Annotated in this window: 16 protein-coding genes; 13 read left to right on the forward strand and 3 right to left on the reverse strand. The window is 34.0% G+C overall.

Going from position 1 to position 15,578, the window contains the following annotated elements; all coding sequences use genetic code 11:
• Window positions 1-31 precede the first annotated feature (31 nt).
• From BN1354_RS03090 to BN1354_RS03110, 5 genes are all read left to right on the forward strand, one after another.
• A complete protein-coding gene (locus BN1354_RS03090; protein ID WP_045089762.1) occupies window positions 32-1,651 on the forward strand; it encodes a CTP synthase in 1,620 nt (539 codons plus the stop codon).
• Window positions 1,652-1,664: 13 nt separating this feature from the next.
• Entirely contained in the window at window positions 1,665-3,644 is a 1,980-nt protein-coding gene (yidC, locus tag BN1354_RS03095; protein WP_053826212.1) for a membrane protein insertase YidC, read from the forward strand.
• Between the two features lie 72 nt (window positions 3,645-3,716).
• On the forward strand, window positions 3,717-4,040 hold the full coding sequence (locus tag BN1354_RS03100) for a hypothetical protein (RefSeq protein WP_045089760.1): 324 nt from the start codon (window positions 3,717-3,719) through the stop codon (window positions 4,038-4,040).
• A 44-nt stretch (window positions 4,041-4,084) separates the two neighbouring features.
• Window positions 4,085-4,765, forward strand: a complete 681-nt coding sequence (locus BN1354_RS03105; RefSeq protein ID WP_053826213.1) for a YiaD family glycine zipper/OmpA-like lipoprotein — start codon at window positions 4,085-4,087, stop codon at window positions 4,763-4,765.
• A gap of 77 nt (window positions 4,766-4,842) precedes the next feature.
• The gene (locus tag BN1354_RS03110; protein WP_045089758.1) at window positions 4,843-5,313 is read left to right on the forward strand and encodes a GAF domain-containing protein; all 471 of its coding nucleotides are present in this window, start codon (window positions 4,843-4,845) and stop codon (window positions 5,311-5,313) included.
• Here the strand turns inward: BN1354_RS03110 and BN1354_RS03115 are convergent.
• Window positions 5,305-5,817, reverse strand: a complete 513-nt coding sequence (locus BN1354_RS03115) for a UpxY family transcription antiterminator (protein ID WP_045089757.1) — start codon at window positions 5,815-5,817, stop codon at window positions 5,305-5,307. The genes BN1354_RS03110 and BN1354_RS03115 overlap by 9 nt on opposite strands.
• Before the next feature lie 170 nt (window positions 5,818-5,987).
• Between BN1354_RS03115 and BN1354_RS03120 the strand changes: the two genes are divergently transcribed.
• From BN1354_RS03120 to BN1354_RS03155, 8 genes are all read left to right on the forward strand, one after another.
• Entirely contained in the window at window positions 5,988-7,439 is a 1,452-nt protein-coding gene (locus tag BN1354_RS03120) for a glycoside hydrolase family 10-like protein (protein ID WP_045089756.1), read from the forward strand.
• 96 nt (window positions 7,440-7,535) lie between these two features.
• Window positions 7,536-8,042, forward strand: coding sequence for a Fur family transcriptional regulator (locus tag BN1354_RS03125; RefSeq protein ID WP_045089755.1), 507 nt, complete (start codon window positions 7,536-7,538; stop codon window positions 8,040-8,042).
• Between the two features lie 50 nt (window positions 8,043-8,092).
• Complete coding sequence (locus BN1354_RS03130) at window positions 8,093-9,352, forward strand: adenylosuccinate synthase (protein ID WP_053826214.1); 1,260 nt, start codon at window positions 8,093-8,095, stop codon at window positions 9,350-9,352.
• Between the two features lie 90 nt (window positions 9,353-9,442).
• Window positions 9,443-10,126 carry a zinc metallopeptidase gene (locus BN1354_RS03135; RefSeq protein WP_053826215.1) on the forward strand — a complete coding sequence of 228 codons (684 nt, stop codon included), beginning with the start codon at window positions 9,443-9,445 and terminating at the stop codon, window positions 10,124-10,126.
• Window positions 10,127-10,218: 92 nt separating this feature from the next.
• Window positions 10,219-11,127 (forward strand): TIGR01777 family oxidoreductase, encoded by a 909-nt coding sequence (locus BN1354_RS03140; RefSeq protein ID WP_053826216.1) that lies wholly within the window; start codon window positions 10,219-10,221, stop codon window positions 11,125-11,127.
• A 107-nt stretch (window positions 11,128-11,234) separates the two neighbouring features.
• Window positions 11,235-11,684 carry an SRPBCC family protein gene (locus BN1354_RS03145; RefSeq protein ID WP_045089751.1) on the forward strand — a complete coding sequence of 150 codons (450 nt, stop codon included), beginning with the start codon at window positions 11,235-11,237 and terminating at the stop codon, window positions 11,682-11,684.
• Between the two features lie 88 nt (window positions 11,685-11,772).
• On the forward strand, window positions 11,773-12,612 hold the full coding sequence (locus BN1354_RS03150; RefSeq protein WP_053826217.1) for a VOC family protein: 840 nt from the start codon (window positions 11,773-11,775) through the stop codon (window positions 12,610-12,612).
• 64 nt (window positions 12,613-12,676) lie between these two features.
• Window positions 12,677-13,096, forward strand: coding sequence for a VOC family protein (locus BN1354_RS03155; protein WP_045089749.1), 420 nt, complete (start codon window positions 12,677-12,679; stop codon window positions 13,094-13,096).
• Window positions 13,097-13,237: 141 nt separating this feature from the next.
• Here BN1354_RS03155 and BN1354_RS03160 read toward each other — a convergent pair whose 3' ends face one another.
• Together BN1354_RS03160 and BN1354_RS03165 are read right to left on the reverse strand one after the other, a co-directional pair.
• Window positions 13,238-14,233 (reverse strand): aldo/keto reductase, encoded by a 996-nt coding sequence (locus tag BN1354_RS03160; protein ID WP_053826218.1) that lies wholly within the window; start codon window positions 14,231-14,233, stop codon window positions 13,238-13,240.
• Entirely contained in the window at window positions 14,226-15,518 is a 1,293-nt protein-coding gene (locus BN1354_RS03165) for a PQQ-dependent sugar dehydrogenase (protein WP_082331526.1), read from the reverse strand. The genes BN1354_RS03160 and BN1354_RS03165 overlap by 8 nt, the downstream gene beginning before the upstream one ends.
• Between the last annotated feature and the right edge of the window lie 60 nt (window positions 15,519-15,578).

A 15,578-nucleotide genomic window follows, 5' to 3' on the forward strand; every position in this document is an offset into this window, starting at 1 on the left:
TCAAAAAAATAATAAATAATACATCACAATCGTGGCTGACACAAAGTATATATTTGTAACAGGAGGCGTTGTTTCTTCTTTAGGAAAGGGTATAATTGCTTCGTCGCTAGGTAAACTACTGCAAGCAAGAGGGTATAAGGTGACAATTCAAAAATTTGATCCATATATTAATGTTGATCCCGGAACATTAAATCCATATGAGCATGGAGAATGCTATGTAACGGTTGATGGTCATGAAGCAGATCTTGACTTAGGACACTATGAGAGATTTCTTAATATTCAAACAACAAAAGATAACAATATTACAACTGGACGTATTTATCAGAATGTAATATTAAAAGAAAGACGAGGTGATTTTCTGGGTAAAACTGTACAGGTAATACCTCATATTACTGATGAGATCAAACGTAATATTAAATCTTTAGGCATAAAGAACAAATTTGATTTTGTAATATCCGAGATTGGAGGTACAGTTGGTGATATTGAATCTACACCATACCTGGAAGCAGTTCGTCAATTAAGGTGGGAGCTAGGGAAAAACTGTTATTGTATACATCTTACTTATGTTCCATATATTTCAGCAGCAGGAGAAGTAAAAACCAAGCCTACTCAACATTCTGTTAAAGAACTTCAGTCTCATGGTATACAGCCAGATATGCTTGTATTGCGAACTGAGCGTAAGTTAAATAAAGACATACTTGATAAAGTAGCTCTTTTTTGTAATGTTGAACAAGGAGCAGTAATGCAGTCAGTAGATGTTTCTACAATATATGAGGTGCCCACTATGATGCAACGTCAGGGCATGGATGAAGTAGTTTTGCGAAAGATGAATTTGCCAACTGGTGATAGCCCAAAAATGGAGGCATGGAATGCATTTTTACAAAAAAGAAAGGATGCTAAAAAACATGTAAAAATTAAGTTGGTTGGTAAATACGCTGAACTACCAGATGCATATAAATCAATTACTGAAGCTCTTTCTCAGGCTGCAATATATAATGATAGAAAATTGATTTTAGATCTATATCAATCAGAAAAAATTACTGAAGAGAATGTAGCAGAACAGCTGAAAGATGCTGATGGAATTGTCATAGCCCCCGGCTTCGGACAGAGAGGAATAGAAGGTAAATTTATTGCTTTGAAATATGCAAGAGAGAATGATATTCCAACTTTTGGTATCTGTCTAGGCATGCAGTGTATGGTTGTTGAATATGCACGATCAGTTTTGAATTTGCCCGGTGCAAATTCAACAGAGATGGATCCAAAAGCTGAAGATAAGGTTATTGACCTGATGGAGGAACAAAAACATATTACTAATATGGGTGCTTCTATGCGTCTTGGTGCTTATGATTGTATACTTAAGAAAGGATCATTGGCATCTAAAGCGTATGGTAAGTTGAAAATTCAGGAACGTCATCGCCACAGGTATGAGTTTAATAATGAATATAAATCAAAATTTGAAGCTGCAGGTATGAAATGTACCGGGATCAATCCAGATTCTGAATTAGTGGAAATAGTAGAAGTTCCTGGTTTGAGATGGTATATTGGAACTCAATTCCATCCGGAGTATAATAGTACTGTTATATCACCAAATCCACTATTTATGAGTTTCATGTCAGCTGCAGCAATTACAAAAGAAATTAGAAAAAAATAATTCTAAGGATTTAATGGATAAAAATACGATTATAGGTTTACTGTTGATTACCGCGATCATAGTTGCTTTCACGATATACAACAGACCTAGTAAGGAGCAAATAGCAGAACAGAAACGTCTACGAGATTCTATAGCATTAGTTGAAGCGCAACAGGCAGAAATTGCAACAGAATTAGGATCAAAACAGGCCAGTACTTCACTGAGTGACGATTCAGTATTAGGGCAAGGTTCAAGTCTATCGGACTTTTTTAGAGCCGGTACACCATATAATGAAGCTATAAATGATTCAACATCAGAAGTTACAATTTTAGCTAATGAGCCAGTAAATGAAGAGATTGTTGTTTTAGAAAATGATAAAATAAGATTGCTGCTAAATACTAAAGGAGGTAAAATTCAATCTGTTCAGTTGAAAGAATATCTACATTATAAGGGTGACAGCCTATATCTTTTTGAAAATGATCAGGAGTCTCGCTTTAATCTGGAGCTATTCAATCGTAATAGTTTAAGAATATCTACAGAAAATGAGTACTTTACACCAATAAAAAGTGCAGATGGTAAAACTGTAATAATGCGCTTACAGAACTCATCTGAACAATACATTGATTTAGTGTACACTCTTCCTGAAGACGAATATATGTTAGACTTTGACATACGTATTTCGGGTATGAGAAATGGATTGCATCCAGAAAGTCTTGCCAATTTCAAATTAAACTGGGAACAAAAAGTAAGGCAACAGGAAAAGGGTCGTGCATTCGAAAATCGCTATTCTCGTATCCATTACAAGTATGACAAACAGGATGATAGTAAACTTAGTGAATCAAAAAATGACCAAAAAGAACTTCCAGATCCAATAAAATGGTTCGCTTTTAAAGATCAGTACTTTTCTGCAATAGTGATTGCCGATAAACCTTTTAATAACACAATTCTTACATCACAATTACTAAATGATTCTGAATATATAAAGAACTATAAGGCAGAAGTATGGGCTCCAGTAGAAATCAGTACAGAAAGTGATCTTATAAGTGCAGGTTTTAAATACTACTTCGGACCGGTTCATTATAATACACTTAAATCTTATGATGATGGAGTAAGTAATAATTCAGATAAGCTTGAACTGGAAGAAATAGTTAGTCTTGGTTATAAATGGCTTAGTTGGGTAAACAAATGGTTTGTAATACCTGTGTTTAACTATTTCTTGACTTTAAACTGGGGTATGGGACTTATTATTCTTATTCTGACTATAATGGTCAAAATTATCATATCACCATTAACTTACAAGTCATATATTTCATCTGCAAAAATGCGTGTATTGAGACCGCAAATTCAAGATATTGAGAAAAAATACCCGGGTCAGGAACAAGATATGATGATGAAAAGACAACAAGCCACTATGGAGCTTTACAGTAAAGCAGGTGTTAGTCCAATGAGTGGTTGTCTTCCTATGCTTATTCAGATGCCTGTCTTGTTAGCTCTATTTTTCTTCTTTCCATCAGCAATTGAGCTTCGTCAACAAAGTTTTCTATGGGCAGATGACTTGTCTACTTTTGACTCATTAATTTCATGGAGTGGCAATATTCCAATAATTACCAGATTTTTAGGTAATCATATTAGTATCTTTTGTTTGTTAATGACAATTACAAACGTAATATACACCAAATATAATATGGCTTCTATGGATACCGGTCAGCAAACTATGCCTGGTATGAAAAATATGCCTTTGTTCATGAGTGTTTTTATGTTCTTCTTTCTTAACTCTTATCCTTCAGGATTAAACTACTATTATTTCCTTTCAACATTGATTACAATTGTAATTACATTAATTATGAAAAAAGTAATAGATGAAGAAAAGATATTAGCACAATTAGAAGAAAACAAGAAGAAACCTAGGAAAAAATCAGGATTTATGGCTCGTTTACAAGAAGCTCAAAAACTACAAGAGAAGCAAGCACGTGAACAAGCAAAGCAAAATGCTAAGCGAAATTATCGGAAGTAGGATTGAAATTCTTATGTGAACTTATTTTTTATATATTTGTTTTAACTTAATACACACCTAAAAAGTTTTGTTATGAGCGAAGTAAAGAAAGAACTTGAATATGACGAAGAAGATTCCCTGAGATTTATTCAAGAACACCTTCCAGAAGAAATGAAGGATGAGTTTTCCGATGATGAGATTAACTATATAGTTGATCTGATTTATGAGTTTTATGAAGATAAGGGATTTCTTGATGCAAGTGAAGAATCTGAAATTGAAATTGATGAAGACGAATTATTGGATTACATCTTTGAAAATGCCCGTAAAGACAATGTTAGGGAATTTACCGACGAACAGATAGAAGCAATAGTAGCTGGTGAGCTAGCATATTGTGATACACTGAACTTATTTGATTAAAACCTTTTTTTATAAAAACATATTTCACCAAATCAATAAAAACTATGAAACAATTTTCAAAATTAATGGCAATTTCGCTGTTAGGTGTCTCTCTCATTATTTCAAGTTGCGGTGCTAACCGTACAATTCAGGGAGGAGCCATAGGAGCAGGCGGAGGTGCTGCAGTAGGAGCAGGCGTTGGAGCAATTGCAGGCGGAGGCCGTGGAGCAGCAATTGGAGCTGGTATAGGAGCAATTGTAGGTGGTGCAGCTGGTGCAATCATTGGTAATAGAATGGATAAACAAGCTGCAGAACTGGAACAAATTGAAGGAGCTCAAGTCGAAAAAGTAAATGAAGGGGAAGCAATAAAAGTTACTTTTGAATCAGGTATTCTTTTTGCAACTAACTCAAGTACTTTAAATAGTGCTTCAAGAGCATCTCTTGACAAATTTGCCACTTCATTACTTAATAACCCTGATACAGATGTTGAGATCTATGGTCATACTGATAGTACAGGAAGTGATGCAATCAACAATCCTTTGTCAGTGCGTCGTGCAGAATCAGTTTACAATTATTTAAATTCTAAAGGCGTTTCAGGACAGAGAATGTCTTATGAAGGTTTTGGTTCATCTCAACCTATTGCTGATAATAGTACTGCAGCAGGTAGAAGCGAAAACCGAAGAGTTGAGGTTTTTATTTTACCTAACGCGAAAATGATTCAGGAAGCCAAAGAACAGGCAAAATAAGTAAGGTAATAACTGATTTATAAAGTTAAATACAAACTAAAATCGCGCTTCTATTTGCGCGATTTTTTTTAAAATTTATGGCTGAAGAATTAATTATTTCAAAGGGGTCTTCAAAAGAAGAATTATACAAGACACTATACCCGCAATTGGAGTCATTAGTGGAAAATGAAGATGATTTGATTGCTAATATGGCAAATATCACTTCTGCTTTGAAAGAGACATTTGATTTTTTCTGGGTTGGGTTTTATAGGGTAGTGGGTGACAGACTGGTCTTGGGACCTTTTCAAGGGCCAATTGCTTGTACAAATATAGCTTTTGGAAAAGGAGTATGTGGGAAATCATGGAAAGAAGAAAAAACAATTATTGTACCTGATGTAGATAAATTTCCCGGTCACATTGCATGCAGCTCTATGTCACGCTCTGAAATAGTTGTACCTATTTTAAAAGAGAATAAAGTTATTGCTGTGCTAGATGTAGATAGTGATAAACTAGATTCATTTGATGAAACTGATGCATATTATCTTGAGAAGATATCTCTACTATTGTGAATCTAATTTCTCAACCATACTTCTGCTCATCTCTACAATTGCACATCCTAGTTGATCAATTCTGATAGCAATAATAGATTTACCTTCTACATTTACCAGTTCACCTTCTAAGCCAATAAGTGGCCCTTTGATAACTTTAACTTTTTCACCGGGAACAAAATTTTCGGTATTGAAATCAATTGGTTTATCAGAAAAATCAAGCATGAATCTAAACTTCTCCATTTGTTCATCAGGAATTACTGTAGGAGAGTGCTCACCACGTAAAACAAGATATCTGATAACCGATGGCTGAGTTATAACAATACGCTGTTCTTCAGTGTCTACACGAACAAAAATCATCATAGGAATAAGTACCTTCTCAATTTTTTTCTTACGATCGCTCCATTGTCTTATCTCTGTTTGAACAGGCAGAAAATTCTCAATCCCCAGGGCAGATAATCTACTTCTTACCTTTTTTTCATGATGCATATTAACGTAAACAGCGAGCCATCTCTTTTTTGTCATGTTTGATTAATTTCTTTTTAGTTAGCTGCAAATATAAGGAAAAATTAATATCAGCTGTACGTTAATAATTGGTCATACTTTTAAAACTGTTAACTTTATGAAAATTACTAATTATCCTTCATTTTTTACATTAAATTTGTAGATAATATTATATATAGATACTTGATTTAATGAACAAAATATTTATTTTGCTCATTCTGTTGTTATTAAGTTCGGTTGTTGTAATCCCCTCCGAAATACCTGCTACGGAAGTGAGAGCTGTTTGGTTAACTACTAATTATGGACTTGATTGGCCTACAAACAGTAAAAGTCAGGAAGATCAAAAAAAAGAACTTATTTCGATACTTGATTCATTGAAGAAATATAACTTCAACACAGTAATGTTTCAAGTTCGTGCACGTGGCGAAGTCTTTTATAAATCAGTTATTGAACCGATGTCGTCATTGATAGCAGCCGGAGACAAAGGAGAACATGATTTTGATCCGCTTGCATTTGCCGTTGAAGAGGCTCACAAAAGAGGCTTAGAATGTCACGCATGGATAGTGACATACCCATTAGGGGGAGACAGACATGTTAGAAGTTTAGGCTCTAAATCAGTTACAAAGAAAAACCCAACTATAACTAAAAAATTCAAAGGTGAATGGTTTCTTGACCCAGGCAATCCAAGAACAGATGATTATCTTATATCTATCGTAGAGGAGATAGTAAATAATTATGATGTTGATGGGATTCATTTCGACTATATACGATATCCAGATAATAGAGGCCAGTTTCCAGATGATGGTCTTTATAGAATTTATGGGAAAGGCTTATCCAGGGCTGACTGGAGAAGAGATAATATTACTCGTTTCATAACTAAAGTATACGATTTTGTTAAGAAACAAAAACCATGGGTACAGGTGAGCAGCTCTCCTTTGGGTCGCTATAGAACTATAAATGATAGAGGCAGAGGATGGACAGCATTTGAGACCGTTTTTCAGGATGCAGGAAAGTGGATGAAACTAGGTAAACATGATGCGTTATATCCTATGATGTATTATAAAGATGAATTGTTTTACCCATATCTTGACGATTGGAAGATAAATAGTAATGAAAGAATTTTAGTACCCGGATTAGGGGCATATCAGATTATAGAATTAGGATGGAGTTCCAATGATATATTAGATCAGGTAGAATATGCCAGAAAAAACCGGGTTGATGGGCAAGCTTTCTTTAGAACACAAAATATTCTCTCCAATAGTAAAGGAATTTTAGATAGTCTGAATAAGTTATACGAACATCCGGCAAAGTTACCTCCGATGAAATGGTTATCAGATTCAATCCCAAACAGACCAAATGATTTACGTGCTGAAAAAATAACAAAGGACACTTTAGAGTTAAAATGGGAAGAAATTGAAGGTGAGAGAGTAACATATAATGTATACAGGAGTGTAAGTGATGATTTAAGCATAGATAGAGCAGAAAATATAATTGCTACAGGTTTAAAAGATAATGTACTTTATATTCCAGTACTGAATGATGAAAAAGCTTATTATTACTATGTAACAACATCTGACTCCTTTCACAATGAGAGTGATGTAAGTATTCCTGCATTCTTTTATCATTCAGAAACAATAAAGTAGGATTAAATATTGATAGCATAACAAACCATTCAGAAGTAAAAATAAAATGATGGTCGAAACATAGAATAATTGAAAAAATAGAATAATTTTGTAATTATGGATGCCAATTTGAAATTGAGGAAACAGGTTAAAAATGAGTTTATGGAGTATCTAACTTTGCATAAGCATCGTAAAACTCCAGAACGATTCGCAATATTGGATCATATATATTCTACCAAAGGGCATTTTGACATGGATACACTTTATAAATCTATGATTGAAGTGAATTTCAGAGTTAGTCGTGCTACTTTATATAATACAATTGATCTATTATTGGACTGTGGACTGGTAATAAAACATCAATTTGGCGGTAATATTTCGAACTACGAAAGAGCATATGGGAATGAAAACCACAATCATCTGATTTGTACAATTTGTGGTGAGGTCTGGGAAATGAAAAACGATGATATTCTCACTCCTGCTCAACTTAAAAAAATAAGAAAATTCAATGTAAGTTATTATAGTATGTATATTTATGGAGTATGTAGCAAATGCAGTCACGCTAAAAAAATGCAACTAAGAAAACTTACACGTTCAGTAAAAGATAAAACTAAAGATAAATAGTAATTTAATAGAAAGTGGTTGACTAGTGCATCCAAAAAAAAAGATTTAAAATGAAGGTCGATGTTATATTAGGACTCCAGTGGGGAGATGAAGGCAAAGGAAAGATTGTTGATGTTCTGACACCAAATTATGGAATTGTGGCACGCTTTCAAGGTGGTCCAAATGCCGGACATACATTGGAATTTGAGGGGCAAAAATATATTCTGAAATCAATCCCTTCAGGTATTTTTCAAGAAGGTAAATTGAACATTATTGGTAATGGTGTTGTGATTGATCCAGCTCTATTTAAACAGGAGGTTGAAGCTCTTGAAAAAAGTGGTCATAAATTGACAGACAGACTATACATTTCAAAAAAAGCACATTTAATTTTGCCTACACATAGACTGCTTGATGCTGCATCTGAAACAGCTATGGGAGAAGAAAAGATAGGTACAACCGGAAGAGGCATTGGTCCTGCATATACAGACAAAATAGGACGCCACGGGCTAAGAGTTGGAGATATTTTGAATAACTTTAAAGTGAAATATCAGAAAGCAGTGGAACGTCATAAAAAAGAACTCGATAATTATAATATTGAATATGACCTTAATTCTTTAGAGGCTGATTGGTTCGCTGGCATTGAAAAAATGAAAGAATATAAGTTTATTGACAGCGAGCAGTTTATTAATGATTATCTTAATGAAGGTGGTTCCGTTTTAGCTGAAGGAGCACAAGGATCATTACTCGATATAGATTTCGGGTCATATCCATTTGTAACATCCTCAAACACTGTATGTGCAGGAGCATGTACTGGTTTAGGAATTGCACCACGTCGTATTGGTGATGTTTTCGGAATATTTAAAGCATATTGCACAAGGGTAGGTAGTGGTCCATTCCCTACTGAACTCTTTGATGAAGATGGGCAGAAATTACGTGATAATGGCAATGAATATGGATCCGTTACTGGACGTCCACGTCGTTGCGGCTGGATTGACTTGGTATCATTGAGATATACTATAATGCTTAATGGCGTTACTAAACTTGTTATGATGAAAAGTGACGTACTTGATAGTTTTGAGACAATTAAAGCATGTGTAGCTTACAAAATTAATGGAGTAGAAACTGAAAATCTTCCATACGATATCTCGGGAGATATAGAGCCAGTATATATAGAATTGCCCGGTTGGCAAACAGATATGTCAAAAATGCAGTCTGAAAACGAATTTCCGGAAGAATTCAATAATTATATTACGTTTTTAGAGTCAGAGTTGGAAGTTCCAATATCAATTGTTTCTTTAGGTCCAGATAGAGCACAAACAATAGTAAGATAAATATAATTTTTAGTACTGGTATGGTTTTTGCCGTTATATCATGAACTATTATAGCAACAAACTGTTAAACAGATTTACAAACTAACTTATATGGCATTAATTTGGATTATATTTATTGGTATAGCTCTTTTAGGTTGGATAGTACAAGCCCGTCTTCAAAATAGGTTTAAGAGATATTCTAAAATACCTCTCAGAAACGGAATGACAGGTAGAGAAGTAGCTGAGAAGATGCTACATGATAATGGAATATATGATGTGCAGGTAATTTCTACTAAAGGTGCGCTAACTGATCACTACAACCCACTAAAAAAGACAATAAATCTTAGTGAGCCTGTTTATGATAGCTATAGTGTAGCAGCTGCTGCAGTCGCAGCACACGAAACTGGACATGCTTTACAGCATGCTTTGGGATACGCTCCCTTAAAAATGCGTTCTGCTTTAGTACCTATAATATCTTCCACCTCAAAATGGGTAATGTGGGTTCTATTATTAGGTATAATTCTAGTAGAGACATTTCCATTACTACTATGGTTTGGTATTGTAATCTTTGGGCTATCAACACTTTTTAGTTTTATTACACTCCCTGTTGAAAAAAATGCAACAAATAGAGCATTGAGTTGGCTGAGTAGTGCTGGCATTACAGATGTAAGCAATCACTCCCAGGCTGAGGATGCTTTACGCTGGGCTGGTTATACTTACGTTGTTGCAGCGCTTAGTTCACTTGCTACATTACTATATTATATAATGATAGCAATGAGTGGCAACAGAAGATGATACTGATAGTTTATTACATATAGTAAAGACGGCAACAAATGCCGTCTTTTTTTGTTTAAATATATCTTACGATCATAATTAGTTCTAATCTTATGAAAACTGTTTTAATTACCGGTGGTTCAGGTATGATAGGAAGTAGGTTGTCAAAACTACTACTAGATAAGGGTTATAAAGTAATATGGCTAAGTAGAGAGCGTTTTGTCAAAGCTCAAATTCCACGATATAGATGGGATTACCGTAAAGGTGAAATTGACTCAGATGCTTTAGAACAAGCAGATATAATTATTCACCTTGCAGGTTCAAATTTAGGTGAAGGTGTCTGGACCAGAAAAAAGAAGCAAAAAATTGTAGAAAGTCGTGTTCTAACTTCCAGACTTATACTTGATACATTGATTAAATTAAATAAAAAACCTGAAATTTTTATATCAGCTTCTGCTATTGGATATTATGGAATGCACACTGATGAGAAAGTGTATAATGAAGATGATTTTCCTGCTAAGAACGACTTTTTAAGTAGGACTTGCAAGAAATGGGAGGCTGCTGCTTTTAATTTCACTAAAGAACTTAACATTCGTACTGTTGTACTTCGAACATCATTTGTAATCCATAAAAATAGCCATGCTTTTAATAAACTTAAACTTCCTGTTAGGTTTGGAATAGGTTCACCATTTGGTAGTGGAAAACAGATTTTTAGTTGGATTCACTTAGAAGATTTATGCAATCTTTATATTAAATCAATTGAAGATACAAGTATGGAAGGTGTTTATAATGCTGTTTCACCAGAACATATTTCGAACGCTGAATTTATGCGCTGTTTGGCAAAAGAAATGAAGCGCCCATTCTTTTTTCCAAAAATACCATCATTTATGCTTCGATTATTCATGGGCGAAGCTTCTGGAATGATATTAGAAGGTAGTCGAATATCTTCCCGAAAAATCATAGATAAGGGTTTCATTTTTAAATTCAATACAGCTTCAGAAGCAATTAAGGAGTCATTTTAATTAACATAATAATATAAACATTCTCATTTTTGTTATGTTTAGTATTTATAGTTGAATAATTTTTTTATTACACTACAAAAATCTATTTATGCTTACTTGATTTTAATATGATTCCAATAAATGATAATGCTCCTGTAAAAATTGAAAAACGTATAGAGATTGAAGTACCATTAGAAGTTGTATGGGAAATTCTAACTGATATAAATAAATGGTCGGAATGGAATCCAAATGTGAAAAAGGCAAAATTAAAAGGAGAACTCTTATCAGGGACATCATTTGATTGGATAAGAGATGGAGCTAAAATCACTTCAACAATACATACAATTGAACCGTTTAGATTGTTTGGGTGGAGTGGTAAAGCTTTTGGATCTTATGGTATTCACAATTGGAAATTAGAAAACAAAAATGGTACTACTGAAGTAATTTCAGTGGAAAGTATGGAAGGTCTGCTTATGAATATTTTTAGGGGATTCATGAAAAATAATCTGGAAACATACATGATAAACTGGCTCAATTCCTTAAAGAGGGAAGCAGAAGATCAGTATTACAATGTATAGCTTATTATTTTATCATCCTTGTAATTGTATAGCATAAGACTTTTTGTTGATTTCTATAATATAAAGCTGATAATTAAACCCTTATAAAATGGACAAAATAATTTACCCTTGCATAATGTGCAAGAATAATGCTAAAGAAATGGCAGAGTATTATTTATCTGTGTTTACTGATATCGAGATTGCCGATGAAAATAACTGGGCAGTAGTTTTAAATATAGTTGGTCAGCGTGTAATGCTACTAAACGGTGGGGAAATGGCTCACCCAAATCCAACAATATCTCTGATGTATCTAACTACATCTGCTTTCGAAGTGCAAGATTTGTATAATAAATTAATAAAAGGAGGTAAAGACTTAATGCCATTAGATTCTTACCCCTTCAGTGAAAAATATGCATGGGTTGAGGACCGATATAATGTTTCATGGCAAATAATTACTGCAAATGAAAAAGATATAATTCAAAAGATTGTTCCAACATTAATGTTTGTCGGAGAAAACAATGGTAAAGCAGCAGAAGCAATTGATTTCTATACTTCAAAATTTCCAAACTCAGAGAAGTTAGGTGTTTTAAAATATACAGGGGATGAGGGTGAAATACCAGGGAATATACAACATGCTGAATTTAAGATGCTTGACTACTTGTTGATGATAATGGATAGTTCAAATCTTAATTCAATTAACTTCTCAGAAGGTGTTTCTCTAGTTGTTGAATGCAAAACGCAAGAGGAAATAGATAAATATTGGGATATATTCATTTCAAATGGTGGTGAGGAAGGAATGTGTGGATGGTTAAAAGATAAATTTGGCATTTGTTGGCAGATTGCTCCAAGTGTTTTGAAAGAGCTGCTAAAAAAATCTCCTGAAGTAATGAAAGAAATGATTAACATGAAAAAGCTTGATATTAGGAGACTGAGTGACTCTGTAATGTAAAGTTACATTTTAAAAAGTTCTATTAATGTGAATTTTTTTAATACAAATTAAATCGATTAGAATTATGACTAAGTTAAATCCTTATTTAAATTTTGATGGCACTTGTGAAGAGGCTTTCAATTTTTATAAAACAGTTTTTGGAGGTGAATTTACTTATTTCTCAAAAATGGGAGAAATTGAAGGAATGGAAGCATCAGAAGATGATAAAAATCTGATAATGCATGTAAGTCTACCAATTGGTAAAGATGTTTTAATGGGATCAGATGCACCTACAAATATGAAATCTCAATTCAAATCAGGTAATAATAACTACATATGTATTTCACCTGACAGTAAAGAAGAGGCTGATAGACTTTTTAAAGAACTTTCAGTAGATGGTGAAATTGAAATGCCTATGGAAGAAATGTTTTGGGGTGACTATTTTGGTAGTTTTAAAGACAAATATGGTGTATGTTGGATGATAAACTATTATAAGAGTGAGTAAAACAGCTTAATTTATATAATATACTTTTTGACCGATGTATTAAATTATCAATTTTAAACATCGGTCAATTTAACTATTAACCATACATATTTTACGATATTATTTATTCTAAAGGCAGGGTTTAAACTAGACATAATGTTTTTATGCCTGAGGATTAAAAAATGGATAATCTTTTACGGCCAAAAATTCATTGTCAAGTAGAGTCATCTCTTTTTGTGTTAAAGGCTCATTTATTATTTCTTCTATATGATCAACACAAAAAGCGAAATTGCGGAAATCGCCAGGAGGGATAATCACATCTGCTCCAGCCTTGAAGGTATACTTCAGAGCAGCTACACCCATTTCAGGATTACTCACATCTATTGGTTTACACCAAGATTTTGGGTAAGTCTCTCTTTCTGCATCATTCAGCCATTTGCGATGTATTAAACCTTTTATAGCAATTACACCCATATCTCTTTGTTTAGCATCATTTGCTACACCTGAACCCCATTTTGCAAGCATATCCATTTGCCAGTTTATAGGAAACATAACTGTATCAAAGTTATAGAGCGACATAGCACGTAGAGCTTGGGTTTGTGAATGAGCAGAGAATCCCACTTTTCTAATTCGACCGCGCTTTTTTTCTTTCTCAATCATTTCAATTACACCATTTGAATCAAAAGCTTTATCCACATCTTCAGGTGTAGTCAGACTATGCAATTGAAATTCATCAAAATAATCTGTATGAAGTAATCTTAGAGATTCTTCAAACTCTTTTTCGGCTTCTTTCTTTGTACGGATAGTTGTTTTACATGCAAGAAACAGGTCTTTCCTGTGAGGTTTTAATGAAAGACCAAGTTTCTCTTCAGCATCGCCATAAGAGGGAGCAACATCGAAATAATTAACTCCTCTGTCCAAAGCCCATGCTACATAATTATTGGATGCAGCCTGACCATCCCTACTTGATATAATTCCACCGTAAATTACAGGGAATACATTGAAACCAGTTTTACCTAATGTGCGCTTAATTTTAGGTACTGTATTTATTATACCTGAATTAAGGTCGGTTACTGTAAAAGCAGAGTTAACCTTATTTGTTGCTCCTAACGCAATTGCACCAGCTATACTGTTTTTTATGAATTGTCGTTTATCCATGTTGCTTATATTTATAGCTTTTTTTTGAAAACATCAGCAATTTATTACTATTTGTTTTAGCAATGCGGTATAATTTTCCTGAGTCAGTGACTGCATAAAGTGCTCCATCACTGCCTGATTCAACATCTCTAAAACGTTCACCCTCATCTGCAAGTAAACGTTCTTCTCCAACTACCTTGCCATTCTCTATTACAATACGTGCAATATGTCTGCTGCTTAACCCCCCTATGAATAGATTGTTTTCCCATTCAGGAATAACAGTTGAATTGTAAAATACCATACCACTTGGTGATAATACCGGATCCCAGTAGTAGACAGGTTGCTCCATTCCTTCTTTTTGGGTAATACCATCACCGATTGTATTCCCGTTGTATTCTATCCCATAGGTTATTGTAGGCCAGCCATAATCTTTTCCTGCCTCAATTAAATTTAATTCATCACCACCTCGAGGCCCCATTTCACTAAGCCAAAGTTCTCCTGTTACAGGATGAATATCTAATCCTTGTGGGTTCCTATGTCCATAACTATATATTTCTGGAAGAGCACCTGCTTTGTTAATAAATGGATTTCCCGGTACAGCCTTACCTTCAGGAGTAATGTGTATCACCTTTCCATGAGCTGTCTCAAGCTTTTGAGCATTGTATCGTGTTTCAAGACTTGATCTTTCCCCTGTTGTAATGAATATATTACCACTTTTATCAAAAACAATTCTACTTCCGAAATGCATACTATTATCGAAATAAGGTATAGCACGGTATATTATTTGAAAGTTTTCTATATTTGTTTCATCATCTGACAACCTACCTTTTCCAACAGCTGTTAAAGAACCCTTAGGTGTTCTTTCTGCAAATGTAAAGTAGAGCAATCTGCTGGTTGTGAAATCGGGTGCTGGTGCTACATCTAATAATCCTCCCTGATTTCTGTCATCTACTTCAGGGAAACCATATATTTTCCCACTAACAGATCCATCAGTAGTTGCTATGCGCAATGATCCCCCTTTTTCTGTTATAACCAGACGACCATCTGGTAGAAATACAACAGCCCATGGACTATCAAACTCAGTAGAAATAACTTTTGCTTCGTACGGTGTAATTGTTTTAACACCTGATATTCTTGTTTGTCCAACAAAAGCAGGAGTATAATCAGTATTGGGATTTTGTGTTTCTACAGGAGGAAATTTATTTTCTGGTATTTCCTGTTCATTCTTAGTTTTTTGTTCATCACATGCTGCTGATAAAAAAAGGAAGTACAAAGAAAAAATTGATGTAATTATTAAATGTTTCATATAATATTAATTTTAACTTGAATTTAATATTACAACAAAGTAGAATTATAATAGTTTTAA

The sequence above is a fragment of the Lascolabacillus massiliensis genome (assembly GCF_001282625.1).
GTDB classification, from domain to species: domain Bacteria; phylum Bacteroidota; class Bacteroidia; order Bacteroidales; family Dysgonomonadaceae; genus Proteiniphilum; species Proteiniphilum massiliensis.